This is a genomic window from Inquilinus sp. Marseille-Q2685, from assembly GCF_916619195.1.
In the GTDB taxonomy this organism is placed as follows: Bacteria; Pseudomonadota; Alphaproteobacteria; order DSM-16000; family Inquilinaceae; genus Inquilinus.
Window position 1 is genome coordinate 153,943 of the sequence record NZ_CAKAKL010000011.1, and the last position, 16,181, is coordinate 170,123.

Here is a 16,181-nt window from a genome sequence, read left to right on the forward strand (position 1 = left end):
GGGGCAGCCATTGGGGCCAGAGGACGGGCTGTAGACTGACCATCCTCGTCATGGCGAGCGAAGCGTGGCCATCCAGTCCTTCAGCCACAGCATGTGATGGCGACAGTCTGGATGGCCACGCCCCTGCGGGGCTCGCCATGACGGTGAAGGGGTGGCAAAGGCCCCCTCACCCGCCGCCGCGATAGAGGATCCGGTACTGCCGGGGCGGCATGGCGAAGTGGCGGCTGAAGGCCTCGTAGAAGCGGGAGACCGAGCCGAAGCCGGCCTCGAAGGCCACCGTGACGATATCGGTGTCGGTCGACAGCAGCAGCGCCTGCGCCACGTACAGGCGCTGGCGGGTGAGATAGCCGCCAATGCTCATGCCCAGCGCCTCGCGGAAGATCGCCATGGCGTAGTTCGGATGCAGGCAGACCGAGGCGGCGACGTCGGAGACCGAGATCGGCTCCGTCGCATGCGCGGCGATGAAGCCGGCCATGGCCCAGACCTTGGCGTGCCGGCCCTCGGCCGCAGCGGCGCCGTCGCCGGTGTCGCTCAGCACTTCCCAGCCGCACAGGTCGCTGCGCCGCAGCCGCTGCTCGATCTCCTGCCGCACCAGGGCGGTGATCCGGTCGTCGCCGAGGGTCAGCTCGGCATGCCAGTGCTCGAACTGGGCCGCATCGAAGGGCAGCGGCGCCCGGTCGCCGATCATGCCGCCGCCCAGCACCGCGCTTTTCAGCCGCGGCCCCAGCGCGGCGCTGAGGAACATCTCGATCGGCAGGTACAGGCAGACGAAGCTGGCCGGGCTCGACGCCTCGATGGTCTGGTGCGGGATCGCGCCCCAGAAGAACACGAAATCGCCGGCCCCGATCGTCACCCGCCTGCCGTTGAACAGATAGGTCGCCGCCCCTTCCAGCATCAGGTTCAGCTCGATCTGGCTGTGCTGATGCGCCCGCCGCATCACCAGCACCTCGCGCCGCGTGTCCGCGCTGACGATCCGCTCGGACAGGCCCGGCAGCCTCGGTATGCGCGCAGTCTGGGCTCGGCTCATCGTCGACCTTAGGATCCCGGAAAAATTCGTCCCTGATCGGGACGACATGCGGAAACCATCGGATTCATACTCCCCCCGCAAGGCGACGATAAGCTCCGCGAAGACGGTCCCGCCTGTGGCAGGCTGGACCCGTCCGTCGGACCAGACACGAGGGAGGACCCTATGAGCAGACTCGGCAGGATCGCCGGCATGATGTCCGGCCTGGCCGGCGCGGCCGTCTTAACCCTGACGGCGCCGGCGATGGCGCAGTCGGACGTGAAGGGCGAGATCACGGTCTGGAGCTGGAACGTGGCGGCGACGGCGCTGAAGGCCGTGGTGCCCGACTTCAACAAGACCTATCCCAACGTCAAGGTGACGGTCGAGGACCTGGGCAACCAGCCGGTCTACGACCGCGGCCTGGCCGGCTGCTCCGCCGGCGGCATCAACATGCCGGACGTCTATTCGGTCGAGAACCATGAATCCGAGGTGTTCTGGGCCCGTTTCCCGGACTGCTTCCTGGACCTGAAGTCTCTGGATCCGAAGGAGGCCGACCTCCTCGCCAAGTTCCCGAAATTCAAGCTGGCGGAGCTGACCGTCGGCGACAAGATCTACGCCATGCCATGGGATTCCGGGCCGGCCGTGGTGTTCTACCGCCGCGACATGTACGAGGCGGCGGGCGTCGACCCGGCCAAGATCCAGACCTGGGACGACTTCATCGCCGCCGGCAAGGCGGTGCTGGCCAAGGCCGGCCCGGACGTCAAGTTCGTCTCCACCAACAGCGGCGCGACCAACACGGCCTGGTTCCGCATCCTGGCGAACCAGGCCGGCTGCGCCTTCTTCGACGACAGCGGCGAGAACATCACGGTCAACCAGCCCGGCTGCGTCCAGGCGCTGGAGACGGTGAAGAAGATCACCGATGCCGGGCTGTTCATGGAGGGCGACTGGGACGGCAGCCTGCAGGCGATCAAGGCCAACCGCCTCGCCAGCTCGGTCTTCGGCGCCTGGTACGAGGGCTCGATCCGCGGCAACGCCCCGGAGCTGAGCGGCAAATGGGGCGTCTTCCAGCTGCCGGCCTTCGAATCCGGCGGCAACCGCGCCGCCAATATCGGCGGCTCCTCGCTCGCCATCCCGGCCTCCTCGAAGAACCCGCAGGCGGCGCTGGCTTTCATCAACTTCGCGAACGGCCGGCCGGACAGCCAGATCACCCAGCTCAAGGCCTCGGGCCTGGTGCCGACACTGCCGGAGGCGGTCAACGACCCCTATGTCCAGCAGGCGCAGCCCTATTGGGGCGGGCAGAAGATCTGGGAGGTTGTGCTGAACACCCTGCAGCAGATCAAGCCGGCCCGCGGCACCCAGTACTTCGCCGAGGCCGACAACATCGCCGACGGCATCCTGCTGGCCTATCTGAAGGGAAGCGGCAAGTCGGCCAAGGAGACCCTGGACGAGGCGGCCGAGCAGATCTCCGCCGCCACCGGCCTTCCCGTCGCCGAGTGACGGGGGCTGCGTGATGGGAACCGCCACCCGAGCCGGCCTCCAGGCCCCGCGGACACGCGGGGCCCCGGCCGCCGCCCCGTCGGAGGCCAGCCTCGGGTGGCGGCGCCGGCGGCACGCGCTGGCGCCGTACTGGTTCCTCCTGCCCTATCTCCTCGTCTTCGCCGTGTTCTGGTGCTGGCCGATCATCGATTCGGCGCTGCTGTCGCTGCAGAACACGCGGGTCAATCCCTGGGCCTGGAACATCGCGATCAACTGGCGGCGCCTCCTGGTCGACCGCGCCTTCCAGGAAGCGCTGAAGAACACGCTGACCATCCTGGTGATCCAGGTGCCGGTGATGCTGGCCCTGGCCACGCTGCTGGCCCTGGCCCTGAACTCGCCGCTGCTCAAGCTGCGGCCGATCTACCGCTTCGCCTTCTTCGCCCCGGTGGTGGTCAGCGACGTCGCCTATTCGGTGGTGTTCCGGCTGCTGTTCAACGGCCAGTTCGGCGCGGTCAACCACGGCCTCGCGGCGCTGGGCCTGGGTCCGATCGACTGGCTGCACGACCCGAATGCGGCGATGGCCACGATCATGGTGGCGGTGACCTGGCGCTGGACCGGCTACAACGCCATCATCCTCCTGGCCGGGCTGCAGTCGATCCCGCGCGACCTGTACGAGGCGGCGTCGATCGACGGCGCCACCCCGGTCGACCGCTTCTTCCGCATCACCCTGCCGCTGTTGAAGCCGATCGTGATCTTCTGCCTGGTGCTGTCGATCATCGGCACTATGCAGCTGTTCACCGAGCCCTGGCTGATCACCGAGCGCGGCGGGCCGGGCGGCGCCACCGAGACGCTCGGCACCTATCTCTACAAGCAGGGCTTCGTCAGCCTGAATTTCGGCTACGCCGCGGCGATCGCCTACACCATCGCCGCCATGGCGGCGGTGATGGCGGCGCTCAACCTGATGCTCACCCGCGGCCGGAACGCCTGAGGAGAAATGGCGATGCTCCGCACCATCGGATCGCGCCGCCGCTGGGGAACCTGGGCCCTGACCGGCGGCATGGCCCCCCTGGCCCTGCTGTGGCTGGCGCCGCTCTACCTCATGGCGGTGTTCGCCACCCTGCCGGACTATGCCATCTTCTCGCCGGAGCTGCCGCTGACGCCGGGCGGCAACCTGCTGGAGAACTGGGCCTTCCTCGACGACACGGCGAAATTCGGCCGGGCGATGCTGAACTCGATCGGCATCGCCACCGTCTCGGCGGTGCTGTCGCTGCTGCTGACCAGCATGGCCGGCTACGCCTTCGCCCGGTTCCGGTTCGTCGGCAAGCAGGCGACCTTCAGCCTGCTGGTGGCGACGCTGACCGTGCCCTATGCCGTGGTGATCATCCCGCAATACGTGCTGGTGGCCCGCGACCTGGGCCTGTCCAACACCTGGATCGCGGTGATCGTGCCGCCCTTGTTCAACTCGATCGGCGTGCTGTTCATGCGCCAGACCTTCCTGTCGTTGCCGCAGGAGCTGCTGGACGCCGCCCGCATCGACGGCGCGCGCGAGGGCCGGATCTTCTTCACCATCGCCCTGCCGCTGGTGCGGCCCAGCATGGCGGCGCTGGCGATCATCCTGTTCCTCGCCTCCTGGAACAACTACCTGTGGCCGCTGCTGGTCGCGACCCAGCCGGGCGCCCGCACCGCGCCGGTGGCGCTGGGCAGCCTGATCGGCCTCAACGTCGTGCCCTGGGGCGCCCTGATGGTCGGGGCCATGCTGCTGACCGTGCCCATGCTCGTCGTCTTCATCTTCCTGCAGCGCTACTTCGTGGCCGGCATCACCGCCGGCGCGGTGAAGTAGCGTCCCACCCTTCGCTCCTGACGAGGCTTCCGAATGCTCGGCGTCTGCTATTACCCGGAACATTGGCCCGAAGAGTGGTGGGAGGACGATGCCCGCCGGATGCGCGAGGTCGGCATCACCTTCGTCCGCATCGCCGAATTCGCCTGGTCGCGGATCGAGCCGGAGCCGGGTCGCTTCGACTGGGGCTGGCTCGACCGCGCCATCGACACGCTGGGCGCGGCCGGGCTGAAGGTGGTGATGTGCACGCCGACGGCGACGCCGCCGAAATGGCTGGTCGACCGCCACCCGGACATCCTGCCGGTGAACGAGCATGGCGGCACCCGCGGCTTCGGATCGCGCCGGCACACCAGCTTCTCCAGCCGCACCTGGCTGCGCGAGAGCGCGCGGATCACCGAGGAGGTGGCGCGGCGCTACGGCGCCCATGACGCGGTCGCCGGCTGGCAGACCGACAACGAGTTCGGTTGCCACGACACCGTGCTGTCCTACGGCCGCGAGGACGTCGCCGCCTTCCGGACCTGGCTGCGCCACCGCTACCAGACGCCGGAGGCGCTGAACCAGGCCTGGGGCAATGTCTTCTGGTCGATGGAGGTCGGCGGCTTCGACGAGATCGTCGCCCCGGTCGGCGCGGTGACCGAGACCAACCCGGCGGCCCGGCTGGACTATTGGCGCTTCGCCTCGGACCAGGTCGCCGCCTACAACCGGATGCAGGTCGAGATCATCCGCCGGCATTCGCCGGGCCGCTTCGTCACCCACAACTTCATGGGCTTCTTCCAGGAGTTCGACCACTGGCCGCTGGGCGAGGACCTCGACATCGCGTCCTGGGACAGCTACCCGCTGGGCACGCTGGAGAAGATCGCCTGCGACGATGACGAGCGGGCGCGCTGGGCCCGTACCTCGCACCCGGACCTGGCGCCGTTCAACCACGACCTGTACCGCGCCGTCGGCCGCGGCCGCTGGTGGGTGATGGAGCAGCAGCCGGGTCCCGTGAACTGGGCCGCCTGGAACCCGGTGCCGAAGCCCGGCATGGTCCGGCTGTGGAGCTGGGAGGCGCTGGCCCATGGCGCCGAGGTGGTCAGCTATTTCCGCTGGCGGCAATGCCCCTTCGCGCAGGAGCAGATGCATGCCGGGCTGAACCGGCCGGACCGCAAGCTGTCCCCCGGCGGGCAGGAGGCGACGCAGGTCGGGCAGGAGCTGGCACGGATCGGCGCCCTGCCCGCCTCCGCCCCCGCCCCGGTGGCGCTGGTGTTCGACTACGAGACCTCCTGGATCACCCGGATCCAGCCGCAGGGCCGCGACTTCCGCTACACCGACCTGGCGTTCCGCTGGTACGAGGCGATCCGCCGCCTCGGCCTGGATGTCGATTTCGTCCGCCCCGGCGCGTCCCTGGCCGGCTACAAGGCGGTGGTGGTGCCCAGCCTGGCGACGGTGTCGGAGGCGGCGCTGCAGGCCTTCGCCGCCACCGACGCCATCACCCTGTTCGGCCCGCGCACCGGCTCCAAGACCCGCGACTTCAGCATCCCGGACGAGCTGCCGCCGGGCCCGCTGCAGGAGCTGCTGCCGGTGAAGGTGACCCAGGTCGCCTCGCTGCGCCCGAACCTGGTGGAGCCGGTGGAAGGCCCCGGCCTGAAAGGATCCATCCGCCGCTGGCGCGAATGGCTGGAGACCGACCTGCCGGTGCAGGCCAGCTTCGCCGACGGCGCCCCGGCCCTGGTCGGCGACGGCAACCGCTTCTACCTGGCCGGCTGGCCGGACCCGGCGCTGCTGCGCGGCGTCATCGCCGACCTGCTCGGCAGCGTCGGGCTGCCGCTGACCGAGCTGCCGGAGGCGGTGCGGCTGCGCCGCCGCGGCAACCTGACCTTCGCCTTCAACTACGGCGAGATCGACTGGGCGGCGCCGGTGAAGGATGCCGGCCGCTACCTGCTGGGCGGGCCCGTGGTGCCGCCGCAGGGCGTGGCCTGCTGGCGGGCGGAATAAGGGAAGCACAATGATTTACGGCACGATCCCCGGCGTCGCGACGCCGGTGGCCCGGATGGTGATGGGCGTCGACAACCAGGACGACCTGGCCAAGGCGGCGCCGCTGTTCGACGACTATATCGAGCGCGGCGGCAACTGCTTCGACACCGCCCGGATCTACATGCGCGGCGGCTGCGAGGCGCTGTTCGGCGAATATCTGGCGAGAAGCGGCGTCCGCGACCGCATCGTCCTGATCGGCAAGGGCGCGCACACCCCGAACTGCACGCCGGAGGCGGCGCGGAGCCAGCTGGAGCAGAGCCTGGAGGCGCTGCGCACCGACCGCGTCGATATCTACTTCCTGCACCGCGACAACCCCGAGGTGCCGGTCGGCGAGTTCGTCGACGTGCTCGACGCGCTGCACCGCGAGGGAAGGATCGGCGTGTTCGGCGGCTCGAACTGGAGCCTGGAGCGGTTCCGGGCCGCCAACGACTACGCCAGGCGCAACGGCAAGACCGGCTTTACGGTGCTGAGCAACAACCTGGCCCTGGCCCGGATGGTCGAGCCGGTCTGGGCCGGCTGCGTCTCGGCCCGCGACCCGGAGTGGCTGGGTTATCTGGAGGAGAGCGGCACGGCGCTGTTCGCCTGGTCCTCCACCGCTCGCGGCTTCTTCACCGGGCGCGGCGATCCGGATCGGGCGGCGGAGGAGCCGGAGATCGCACGGTCCTGGCACGCCGACGACAATTTCGAACGGCGACGCCGCGCCATCGCCCTGGCCGAGGCCAAGGGCACCAGCCCGGTGCAGATCGCCATGGCCTGGGTGCTATCGCAGCCCTTCGCCACCTTCGCCCTCTCCGGCCCGCGCACGCTGGACGAGAGCCGCCGCAACATCGAGGGCCTGTCGGTCACCCTGACCGAGGCGGAGCGCGACTGGCTGGACCTGAAGCGGGACACGCCGTAGGGGCGCCCATCCCACAAGTGTCATTGCCGGGCTTGACCCGGCAATCCAGAGAGCGTCGAGACCTTCTGGATGCCCGGGTCAAGCCCGGGCATGACAGTTTGGAGGCATGGCTGCGTAGGATGGGTTCGCGATACGCGAACCCAACATCCCGACGCTGGCACTGCCGATGGCCATGTTGGGTTCGCATCCGCGAACCCAACCTACGCCGCTTCTTCCATCGAACGACGCTACCACCCAGGAAACCATTTGCAAATTGGTTCCCTTTGCGCTTGGCTGTCCGGCAAGATGAAGCGGCGCCGCGCGCCATGATCGATCCTCAGGATCGACGGGCCAGGCGTCCTCACGGACATCAGGGACTGGCAGATGGCTCGGAGCCGGAACGGCGGACGCAGCCTTTGGGAGACCAATGGCTGAGGTGGTTTCATCCCCATCGCGCGGCGTGTCGAATTCCAGCGTGGCGCTGGAACGGCTGCGCGCGCTCTTGGACGCCGAGGGCGACCGCGCCGAATGGCAGCTGCCGGCCGAGCGCGACCTGGCCGGGCGGATCGGCGTCGGCCGCCGCGCCGTGCGCCGGGCGCTGGAGGTGCTGGAGGCCGAGGGCCGGATCTGGCGCCACCAGGGCAAGGGCACCTTCGCCGGCCAGCGGCCGCCGGTGCAGCCGCATCTGATCGCGTCGCTCGCCGACCGCACCAGCCCGCTGGAGGTGATGGAGGCGCGGCTGAACATCGAGCCGGCGCTGGCCCGCCTCGCCGCCTTGAAGGCCTCGCCCGACAGCATCGCCGCGCTGCGCCGGATCGAGCGCAAGACCGCGGCCAGCATGGACAGCGACGGCCACGAGCTGTGGGACAGCGCCTTCCACCGCCACATCGCCGAGACCGCCGGCAACGGCCTGCTGCTGGCGCTGTTCGACTGCATCGACCGGATCCGCCAGTCGCCGTCCTGGCGCCGGCTGCGCGAGGCGGCGCGCAACCGTATCCGCCTGCGCGCCTACACCAGCCAGCATGCCGACATCGTCGCCGCCATCGCCCGGCACGACGGCGCCGGGGCCGAGGCGGCGATGCGGCGCCACCTGCTGGCGCTGCACGCCAATCTCGAGGCGGCGATGCATGGCGAGCCGGCGCCGCAGGACACGGCGCAGGACCGGATGACCCGTCCCGGCGACAGCGCGGAGGCGGCCGATGGCCTCGGTCTCTGACGCCCGAATCGCCCGCGCCCCGGCCGCCGCCGCGGAACCGGCGCGCGAGACGGTGCTGGAGGTGCGGGACTTCGCCCTGTCGCTGTCGCCCGGCCGCAACCTGGTCGAGGGCGTCTCCTTCTCCGTCGCCCGCGGCGAGACGCTGTGCATCGTCGGCGAATCCGGCTGCGGCAAGAGCATCACCGCGCTCGGCCTGATGGGCCTGCTGCCGCCGGTGGCGCGCATCACCTCCGGCAGCGCCCGGTTCGAGGGGCATGACCTGTTCCGCCTGGCCGACCGGCAGCGTGCCGACCTGCGCGGCAGCCGCATGGCGATGATCTTCCAGGAGCCGATGACCAGCCTGAACCCGGCCTTCACCATCGGCGACCAGATCGCCGAGGGCATCCGTCGGCACAAGGCGGTCAGCAAGGCCGAGGCGCGCGACCGGGCGCTGGAGATGCTGCGCCGGGTGCGCATCCCGGCGCCGGAGAAGCGGCTGGACGCCTATCCGCACCAGCTGTCGGGCGGCATGCGCCAGCGCGCCATGATCGCCATGGCCCTGGCCAACGACCCGCAGCTGCTGATCGCCGACGAGCCGACCACCGCGCTGGACGTCACCATCCAGGCGCAGATCCTGGCGCTGGTGCGGCGGCTGCAGGACGAGACCGGCACCGCCATGATCCTGATCACCCACGACCTCGGCGTGGTGGCGGAGGTCGCCGACCATGTCGCGGTGATGTATGCCGGGCGCATCGTCGAATCCGGCCCGGTCGAGGCCATCTTCGAGGATCCGCAGCACCCCTACACCATCGGGCTGATGGGATCGGTGCCGTCGCTCGGCCGGCGCGAGGGGCGCCTGGCCACCATCCCCGGCACGGTGCCGCCGGCCGACCGCATGCCGCCGGGCTGCCGCTTCGCCCCGCGCTGCCCCTTCGCCGCGCCGCGCTGCACCGCCGAAACGCCGCCGGCGATGCCGGTCGGGCCGGGCCACCGCGCCGCCTGCTGGTTCGCGCCGCTGGAGCAGCAGGGGGGAGCTGCGGGATGAGGAACCACCTCGCAATTCCCCACTTCGTCATTGCGAGCGCAGCGAAGCAATCCAGGGCCGCTCGCATTGGCCCCTGGATTGCTTCGTCGGCTTCGCCTCCTCGCAATGACTGTGAGGGGATGACGTCTCAACGAGGTCCCGCATGAACGGGCATCCCGAAGCGGCCCCCCTTCTGGAAGGCAAGGGCCTGGTCAAGCGCTTCGGCGGCGGCCGCAGCCTGCTGGGCGGGTCGCCGGTGGTGCACGCGGTCGACGGCGTGTCGCTGGCGATCCGGCCGGGCGAGACCTTCGCCGTGGTCGGCGAATCCGGCTGCGGCAAGTCCACCCTCGGCCGGCTGCTGCTGCGGCTGATCGAGCCGACCGCCGGCCAGGTGATCTATCGCGGCCGCGACCTGACCGCCCTGCCGCCCAAGGAAATGCGGGCGCTGCGGCGCGAGCTGCAGATCGTGTTCCAGGACCCCTATGCTTCGCTGAACCCGCGGATGACGGTCGGCGACATCGTCGGCGAGCCGATCTGGCTGCACGGCCTGGCCCGCGGCTCCGAACAGCGCGACAAGGTGGCGGAGCTGCTGCGCATCGTCGGGCTGCTGCCGGACCATGCCGGCCGCTATCCGCACGAGTTCTCCGGCGGCCAGCGCCAGCGCATCGGCATCGCCCGGGCGCTGGCCGGCCAGCCGGTGCTGATCGTCGGCGACGAGCCGGTCTCGGCCCTCGACGTCTCGATCCAGGCGCAGGTGATCAACCTGCTGGAGGAGCTGAAGGAGCGCTTCGGCCTGACGCTGGTGATCGTCGCCCATGACCTGGCGGTGATCCGGCACATGAGCGACCGGGTGGCGGTGATGTATCTCGGCGAGATCGTCGAGCAGGCGCCGGTCGACGCGCTGTTCGACGCGCCCTTGCATCCCTACACCCAGGCGCTGATGCGGGCGATCCCGGTGCCCAGCCCGGCCGGGCGCAAGCCGAAGACGCTGCTGCAGGGCGACGTGCCCAGCCCGACCGCGCCGCCCCCCGGCTGCCGCTTCCACACCCGCTGCCCGCATGCGAAGCCGATCTGCAGCCAGGTCCGGCCGCCGGCGGAGGAGGCCGAGCCGGGGCGCAGCGTCGCCTGCCATTTCTGGCGCGAGATCCAGGACGCCGGGGCCGGCGCCCTGGCCGCGCCGCCCACCCCGCCCCGCCTGGCCGCGCGGCTGTCGCTGTACCGTGCCCGCCAGGCCCAGGCGGCCCGCCCATAAGAACAGACAGGAGGCTCATTCCATGCGCGCACGCCCAGTCCTCGCCCTCCTCGCCGGCCTGCTGCTCAGCGGCACCGCCTATGGCCAGACCACGCTCAGGATCGGCCTGAACGAGGATCCCGACGTGCTGGACCCGCACCGGGCCCGCACCTTCGTCGGCCGCATCGTCTTCGCCTCGCTCTGCGACAAGCTGATCGACATCGACGAGAAGCTCGGCTTCGTGCCGAAGCTGGCGACCGGCTGGACCTGGAGCGACGACAACCTGACCCTGACCTTCACCCTGCGCGAGGGCGCCACCTTCCAGGATGGCGAGCCGATCGACGCCGGCGCGGTGAAGGCCAATCTCGACCGCGCGCGCACCCTGCCGGACAGCCTGCGCAAGAGCGAGCTGGCCTCGGTGGCCGAGGTCGTCGCGGTCGACCCGAAGACGGTGGCGGTCAAGCTGTCCCGGCCCGACGCGACCGTCCTCGCCCAGCTGTCCGACCGCGCCGGCATGATGCTGGCGCCGAAGGCCTTCGCCGGCGGCGATTTCGGCCAGAAGCCCGTCTGCTCCGGCCCCTACAGCTTCGTCGAGCGGGTGCAGAACGACCGCATCGTGCTGCAGAAATATGCGGGCTACTGGGACGCCGCGAACTACAAGATCGACCGCGTGGTGTTCCAGCCGATCCCGGACACCACCGTGCGCCTGGCCAATCTGAAGGCCGGCGACCTCGACATGCTGGAGCGGCTGGCCCCGTCCGACGTCGAGGCGGTGAAGGCCGATCCGGAGCTGGTGTTCGCGCCGGTCACCGGCATCGGCTACCAGGGCATCACCATCAACACCAACAACGGCGATCGGTCGAAGAACCCGCTGGGCCAGGACAAGCGGGTGCGCCAGGCGCTGGAGCTGGCGATCGACCGCGAGGCGATCAACCAGGTGGTCGGGGCCGGCATCTACCCCCCGGCGCAGCAGCCCTTTCCCAAGGCCAGCCCTTATTTCAGCGACAAGTTCCCGGTGCGGGCCCGCGACGTCGAGAAGGCCAAGCAGCTGCTGAAGGAGGCGGGGCACGAGAAGGTGTCGTTCGAGCTGGTGTTCGGCACCGGGACCACTGCGCAGCAGATCGCCGAGCTGATCCAGGCGATGGCGTCGGAGGCCGGCTTCGACATCAAGCTGCGCGCCACCGAGTTCGCGGCGATGATGAAGGAAGGCCAGCAGGGCAATTTCGAGGCCGAGCAGGTCGGCTGGTCCGGCCGCGTCGACCCTGACGGCAACATCCACGCCTTCGTCACCTGCCAGGGCAATCTGAACGACGGCAAATACTGCAACCCCAAGGTCGACGAGCTGCTGAACGCCGCCCGCCAGACGCCGGACCAGGCCAAGCGCAAGGAGCTGTACGACCAGGCCCAGGCGATCCTCGAGGACGAGCTGCCGATCATCTACACCTACTACCAGCCCTGGCCCTTCGTGCTGTCGAAGAAGGTGAAGGGCTTCACCGCCTATCCCGACGGCATGATCCGCCTGAAGGGCATGAGCATCGAGGGCTGAGGATGCTCGTCCGCCGCGCCATGCCTCATTCATCCTCCCCCTCCCCTTGCGGGAGGGGGTCAGGGGGAGGGGTATCTCTCCACCCGCGCCGGCCGAGCGCGGCGGGATGCACCGGTGCCAACGGCGCCACCCCCTCCCCCAACCCCCTCCCGCAAGGGGAGGGGGAGGATGGGCTTGGCGTGGTGGAGAGCCACCCATGACCGGGATCATCCTGCGCCGGCTGATGGTGGCCGTGCCGACGCTGATCCTGGTGTCGATGCTGGTCTTCGCCCTGCAGAAGCTGCTGCCGGGCGACCCGGTGCTGACCATGGCGGGGGAGGAGCGCGACCCGGCCGTGCTGGACTACCTGCGCGAGAAGTACCGGCTGAACGACCCGATCCCGGTGCAGTATCTCGCCTGGATCGGCCAGGTGGCGCAGGGCGATTTCGGCATCTCGCTGCGCACCGATGCGCCGGTGACCGAGCTGATCGCCCAGAAGCTGCCGGTGACCATCCAGCTGGCCGCCATGGCCATGGTCTTCGCCCTCTTGATCGGCATCCCGGCCGGCATCGTCGCCGCGGTGCGCAAGGGCACGACGGTCGACTACGCCGCCAACATCTTCGCCCTGTCCGGCCTGTCGATCCCGAACTTCTGGCTCGGCATCATGCTGATCCTGCTGGTGTCGGTGGAATGGCGCCTCCTGCCCGCCTCCGGCTACGTGCCGCCGTCGCAGGACCTCTGGCTCAGCCTCAAGACCATGCTGATGCCGTCCTTCGTGCTGGGCAACGCGCTGGCCGCGACGCTGATGCGGCACACCCGGTCGGCCATGCTCGGCGTGCTGCGGTCGGACTACATCCGCACCGCCCGGGCCAAGGGCCTCTTGGGCCCTGCCGTGGTGCTGAAGCACGCCTTCCGCAACGCGCTGGTGCCGATCGTCACCCTGGTGACGCTGCTGTTCGGCGAGCTGCTGGCCGGCGCGGTGCTGACCGAGCAGGTCTTCACCATCCCCGGCTTCGGCAAGCTGATCGTCGACGCCGTGTTCAACCGCGACTACGCCGTGGTCCAGGGCGTGGTGCTGTGCACCGCCATCGGCTTCATCGCCATGAACCTGCTGGCCGACGTGCTGTACATCCTGATCAACCCGCGGCTGAGGCACCCGTCATGACCGCGACCGCCCTGGGCACCGAAGCCCCCGCACGGAAGCGGCGCAGCCGCGGCCTCGACAAGTTCCTGCGCAACCGGAGCGCGGTGGTCGGTGCGATCCTGGTGCTGGCCTTCGTGCTGCTCGCCGTGCTGGCGCCGCTGGTGACGCCGCAGGACCCGCTGCAGACCAGCTTCACCGCCATCCGCAAGGCGCCGTCGGCCGCGCATTGGCTGGGCACCGACGATCTCGGCCGCGACATCTTCACCCGCCTCGCCTACGGTGCCCGCTCCTCGCTGATGGCCGGGGTGATCTCGGTCGCCATCGCGCTGGCCGTCGGCGTTCCCTTCGGGCTCGTGGCCGGCTACTACGGCGGCCTGATCGACGGCGCCATCTCGCGCGCCACCGAGGCGATGCTGGCCATCCCCTTCCTGATCCTGGCGATCGCGCTGGCCGCCTTCCTCGGCCCCAGCCTGACCAACGCCATGATCGCGATCGGCCTGTCGGCGATGCCGATCTTCATCCGCCTGACCCGCGGTCAGGTGCTGAGCGTGAAGACAGAGGACTATGTCGAGGGCGCCCATTCCATCGGCCTGCCCCATCGCTGGATCATCATCCGCTACATCCTGCCGAACGTGCTGCCGCCCCTGATCGTGCAGGCGACGCTGACCATCGCCACCGCCATCATCGCCGAGGCCAGCCTGTCCTTCCTCGGCCTCGGCCAGCAGCCGCCGAGCCCGTCCTGGGGCTCGATGCTGAACACCGCCAAGAACTTCATGACCCAGGCGCCCTGGATGTCGATCTTCCCGGGCGGCGCGATCTTCCTGGTCGTGCTGGGCTTCAACCTGCTGGGCGACGGGCTGCGCGACGCCCTCGACCCCCGCGAAAGCTGAGAGACACGCATGTTCACCACCCGCCCCGAGCTGCTCGGCACCTTCGGCATGGTCACCTCGACCCACTGGCTGGGCAGCGCCGCCGGCATGGCGATGCTGGAGCGCGGCGGCAACGCCTTCGACGCCTGCATCGCCGCCGCCTTCGTGCTGCAGGTGGTGGAGCCGCATCTGGTCGGCCCCGGCGGCGACGTGCCGGTGGTGTTCCATTCGGCCGCGACCGGCCGGACCGAGGTGCTGTGCGGCCAGGGCCCGGCCCCGGCCGGCGCCACCATCGAGCACTACAAGGCCGAGGGGCTGGACCTGATCCCCGGCAACGGCCTCCTGGCCACCGTCGTCCCCGGCTCCTTCGGCGCCTGGATGGTGCTGCTGCGCGATTACGGCTCGCTGACCGTGCGCGACGTGCTGGAGCCGGCGATCCACTATCTCGAGGGCGGCCACCCGCTGCTGCCGCGCGTCGCCGACACCATCGCCGGGCTGAAGGAGTTCTTCGAGACCGAATGGCCGACCTCCGCCGCCGTGTTCCTGCCGGGCGGGTCGGCGCCGAAGGCGAAGCAGCTGTTCCGCAACCCGGCCCTGGCCGAGACCTGGAAGCGGATCATCCGCGAGGCCGAGGCCGTCGGCGGCGACCGCGAGCGCCAGGCCGATGCGGCCTTCGCCGCCTTCTACCGCGGCTTCGTGGCCGAGGCGGTCGACCGCTTCGCCCGCACCACCGAGGTGATGGACGAGAGCGGCCGGCGCCATCGCGGCGTCATCACCGGCGACGACATGGCGGGCTGGCCGCCGCAATACGAGGCGCCGCTGACCTACGATTATCACGGCCACACCCTGGCCAAGATCCGGCCCTGGGGCCAGGGCCCGGTGTTCCTGCAGACCCTGGCCCTGCTGAAGGACATCGACCTGGCGTCGATGGGCCCGGCCAGCGCCGATTTCGTGCACATTGTGGCCGAGGCGATGAAGCTCGCCTTCGCCGATCGCGAGGCCTATTACGGCGACCCCGACTTCGTCGACGTGCCGGTCGAGGCCCTGCTGTCCGACGCCTACAACGGCGCCCGGCGCGGCCTGATCGGCTCCGCCGCCTCGCGCGAGCTGCGGCCCGGCCGGGTGCCCGGTTACGAGGCGCAGGTCGACCGGGTGATGGCGGCGCTGGAGCGCCTGTCCAGGGTCAGCGGCACCGCGCTGAAGGACCTGGCGGCGAACGAGCCGACCATGGCCGACATGCTGTCGGCCCGGCGCGGCGACACCGTCCACATCGACGCGGTCGACCGCTGGGGCAACATGGTGGCGGCGATGCCGTCGGGCGGCTGGCTGCAATCCTCGCCGGTGATCCCGGAGCTCGGCTTCATGCTGAACACCCGGGCCCAGATGTTCTGGCTGGAGCCCGGCCTGCCGGCCAGCCTGGAGCCGGGCAAGCGGCCGCGCACCACCCTGACCCCGTCGCTCGCCCTGCGCGACGGCAAGCCGTACCTGGCCTTCGGGTCGCCCGGCGGCGACCAGCAGGAGCAGTGGCAGCTGCAGCTGTTCCTGCGCCATGTCCATCACGGGCTGAACCTGCAGGAGGCGATCGAGCAGCCGATGTTCCACACGGCGCATTTCCCGAGCTCCTTCTACCCGCGCGAGCGCAAGCCCGGCCATCTGCTGGCCGAGGAGAGCTTCGGGCCGGAGGTGCTGGCCGAGCTGCGCCGCCGCGGCCACGACCTCGAGGAGGCGCCGGAATGGACCGTCGGCCGCCTGGTCGCGGCATCCCGCGACCCCAACGGCCTGCTGCGCGCCGCCGCCACGCCGCGGCTGATGCAGGCCTATGCGGCGGGGCGCTGAGGGCAGCCTATTCGCTTCTCAGAAACGGTCTTTCAGGATTTTTCATCCTCCCCCTCCCCTTGCGGGAGGGGGCAGGGGGAGGGGTTTGGCGCCACTCGAACCGATGTCGAAGGGCTGATGAATCTGGAGTTCTCTCTCGATTCCCCAC

The 16,181-nt window shown here is 70.1% G+C and carries 13 protein-coding genes; 12 read left to right on the plus strand and 1 reads right to left on the minus strand.

What is annotated here, in order from left to right:
• Window positions 1-166: 166 nt before the first annotated feature.
• On the minus strand, window positions 167-1,027 hold the full coding sequence (locus LG391_RS31625; protein ID WP_225772612.1) for a helix-turn-helix domain-containing protein: 861 nt from the start codon (window positions 1,025-1,027) through the stop codon (window positions 167-169).
• A 162-nt stretch (window positions 1,028-1,189) separates the two neighbouring features.
• Between LG391_RS31625 and LG391_RS31630 the strand changes: the two genes are divergently transcribed.
• The 12 genes from LG391_RS31630 to LG391_RS31685 all read left to right on the plus strand — a co-directional run bounded on the left by LG391_RS31630 (window position 1,190) and on the right by LG391_RS31685 (window position 16,033).
• Window positions 1,190-2,500 (plus strand): ABC transporter substrate-binding protein, encoded by a 1,311-nt coding sequence (locus LG391_RS31630; RefSeq protein WP_225772614.1) that lies wholly within the window; start codon window positions 1,190-1,192, stop codon window positions 2,498-2,500.
• Window positions 2,501-2,513: 13 nt separating this feature from the next.
• Window positions 2,514-3,467, plus strand: coding sequence for a carbohydrate ABC transporter permease (locus tag LG391_RS31635; protein ID WP_225772616.1), 954 nt, complete (start codon window positions 2,514-2,516; stop codon window positions 3,465-3,467).
• Window positions 3,468-3,479: 12 nt separating this feature from the next.
• On the plus strand, window positions 3,480-4,319 hold the full coding sequence (locus tag LG391_RS31640; RefSeq protein ID WP_225772619.1) for a carbohydrate ABC transporter permease: 840 nt from the start codon (window positions 3,480-3,482) through the stop codon (window positions 4,317-4,319).
• A 33-nt stretch (window positions 4,320-4,352) separates the two neighbouring features.
• Window positions 4,353-6,293 carry a beta-galactosidase gene (locus tag LG391_RS31645; protein WP_225772621.1) on the plus strand — a complete coding sequence of 647 codons (1,941 nt, stop codon included), beginning with the start codon at window positions 4,353-4,355 and terminating at the stop codon, window positions 6,291-6,293.
• A gap of 10 nt (window positions 6,294-6,303) precedes the next feature.
• Window positions 6,304-7,230, plus strand: coding sequence for an aldo/keto reductase (locus tag LG391_RS31650; protein WP_225772623.1), 927 nt, complete (start codon window positions 6,304-6,306; stop codon window positions 7,228-7,230).
• Between the two features lie 406 nt (window positions 7,231-7,636).
• Complete coding sequence (locus LG391_RS31655; protein ID WP_225772624.1) at window positions 7,637-8,425, plus strand: FadR/GntR family transcriptional regulator; 789 nt, start codon at window positions 7,637-7,639, stop codon at window positions 8,423-8,425.
• Entirely contained in the window at window positions 8,409-9,449 is a 1,041-nt protein-coding gene (locus tag LG391_RS31660; RefSeq protein WP_225772626.1) for an ABC transporter ATP-binding protein, read from the plus strand. The genes LG391_RS31655 and LG391_RS31660 overlap by 17 nt, the downstream gene beginning before the upstream one ends.
• A gap of 142 nt (window positions 9,450-9,591) precedes the next feature.
• Window positions 9,592-10,680, plus strand: a complete 1,089-nt coding sequence (locus LG391_RS31665; protein ID WP_225772628.1) for an ABC transporter ATP-binding protein — start codon at window positions 9,592-9,594, stop codon at window positions 10,678-10,680.
• A gap of 22 nt (window positions 10,681-10,702) precedes the next feature.
• Window positions 10,703-12,205 (plus strand): ABC transporter substrate-binding protein, encoded by a 1,503-nt coding sequence (locus tag LG391_RS31670; protein WP_225772630.1) that lies wholly within the window; start codon window positions 10,703-10,705, stop codon window positions 12,203-12,205.
• Window positions 12,206-12,401: 196 nt separating this feature from the next.
• Window positions 12,402-13,349, plus strand: a complete 948-nt coding sequence (locus LG391_RS31675) for an ABC transporter permease (protein ID WP_225772632.1) — start codon at window positions 12,402-12,404, stop codon at window positions 13,347-13,349.
• Window positions 13,346-14,218: an ABC transporter permease gene (locus tag LG391_RS31680; RefSeq protein WP_225772634.1), complete on the plus strand. Its 873-nt coding sequence runs from the start codon at window positions 13,346-13,348 to the stop codon at window positions 14,216-14,218. The genes LG391_RS31675 and LG391_RS31680 overlap by 4 nt, the downstream gene beginning before the upstream one ends.
• A 9-nt stretch (window positions 14,219-14,227) precedes the next feature.
• On the plus strand, window positions 14,228-16,033 hold the full coding sequence (locus LG391_RS31685) for a gamma-glutamyltransferase family protein (RefSeq protein ID WP_225772636.1): 1,806 nt from the start codon (window positions 14,228-14,230) through the stop codon (window positions 16,031-16,033).
• Window positions 16,034-16,181 lie beyond the last annotated feature (148 nt).

What these genes read in the sequence shown, in the direction of transcription:
- LG391_RS31670 (WP_225772630.1), top strand. Translation starts at nt 10,703, where the DNA reads ATGCGCGCACGCCCAGTCCTCGCCCTCCTCGCCGGCCTGCTGCTCAGC.
- LG391_RS31630 (WP_225772614.1), top strand. Translation starts at nt 1,190, where the DNA reads ATGAGCAGACTCGGCAGGATCGCCGGCATGATGTCCGGCCTGGCCGGC.
- LG391_RS31635 (WP_225772616.1), top strand. Translation starts at nt 2,514, where the DNA reads ATGGGAACCGCCACCCGAGCCGGCCTCCAGGCCCCGCGGACACGCGGG.
- LG391_RS31640 (WP_225772619.1), top strand. Translation starts at nt 3,480, where the DNA reads ATGCTCCGCACCATCGGATCGCGCCGCCGCTGGGGAACCTGGGCCCTG.
- LG391_RS31665 (WP_225772628.1), top strand. Translation starts at nt 9,592, where the DNA reads ATGAACGGGCATCCCGAAGCGGCCCCCCTTCTGGAAGGCAAGGGCCTG.
- LG391_RS31625 (WP_225772612.1), bottom strand. Translation starts at nt 1,027, where the DNA reads ATGAGCCGAGCCCAGACTGCGCGCATACCGAGGCTGCCGGGCCTGTCC.
- LG391_RS31675 (WP_225772632.1), top strand. Translation starts at nt 12,402, where the DNA reads ATGACCGGGATCATCCTGCGCCGGCTGATGGTGGCCGTGCCGACGCTG.
- LG391_RS31680 (WP_225772634.1), top strand. Translation starts at nt 13,346, where the DNA reads ATGACCGCGACCGCCCTGGGCACCGAAGCCCCCGCACGGAAGCGGCGC.
- LG391_RS31650 (WP_225772623.1), top strand. Translation starts at nt 6,304, where the DNA reads ATGATTTACGGCACGATCCCCGGCGTCGCGACGCCGGTGGCCCGGATG.
- LG391_RS31660 (WP_225772626.1), top strand. Translation starts at nt 8,409, where the DNA reads ATGGCCTCGGTCTCTGACGCCCGAATCGCCCGCGCCCCGGCCGCCGCC.
- LG391_RS31685 (WP_225772636.1), top strand. Translation starts at nt 14,228, where the DNA reads ATGTTCACCACCCGCCCCGAGCTGCTCGGCACCTTCGGCATGGTCACC.
- LG391_RS31655 (WP_225772624.1), top strand. Translation starts at nt 7,637, where the DNA reads ATGGCTGAGGTGGTTTCATCCCCATCGCGCGGCGTGTCGAATTCCAGC.
- LG391_RS31645 (WP_225772621.1), top strand. Translation starts at nt 4,353, where the DNA reads ATGCTCGGCGTCTGCTATTACCCGGAACATTGGCCCGAAGAGTGGTGG.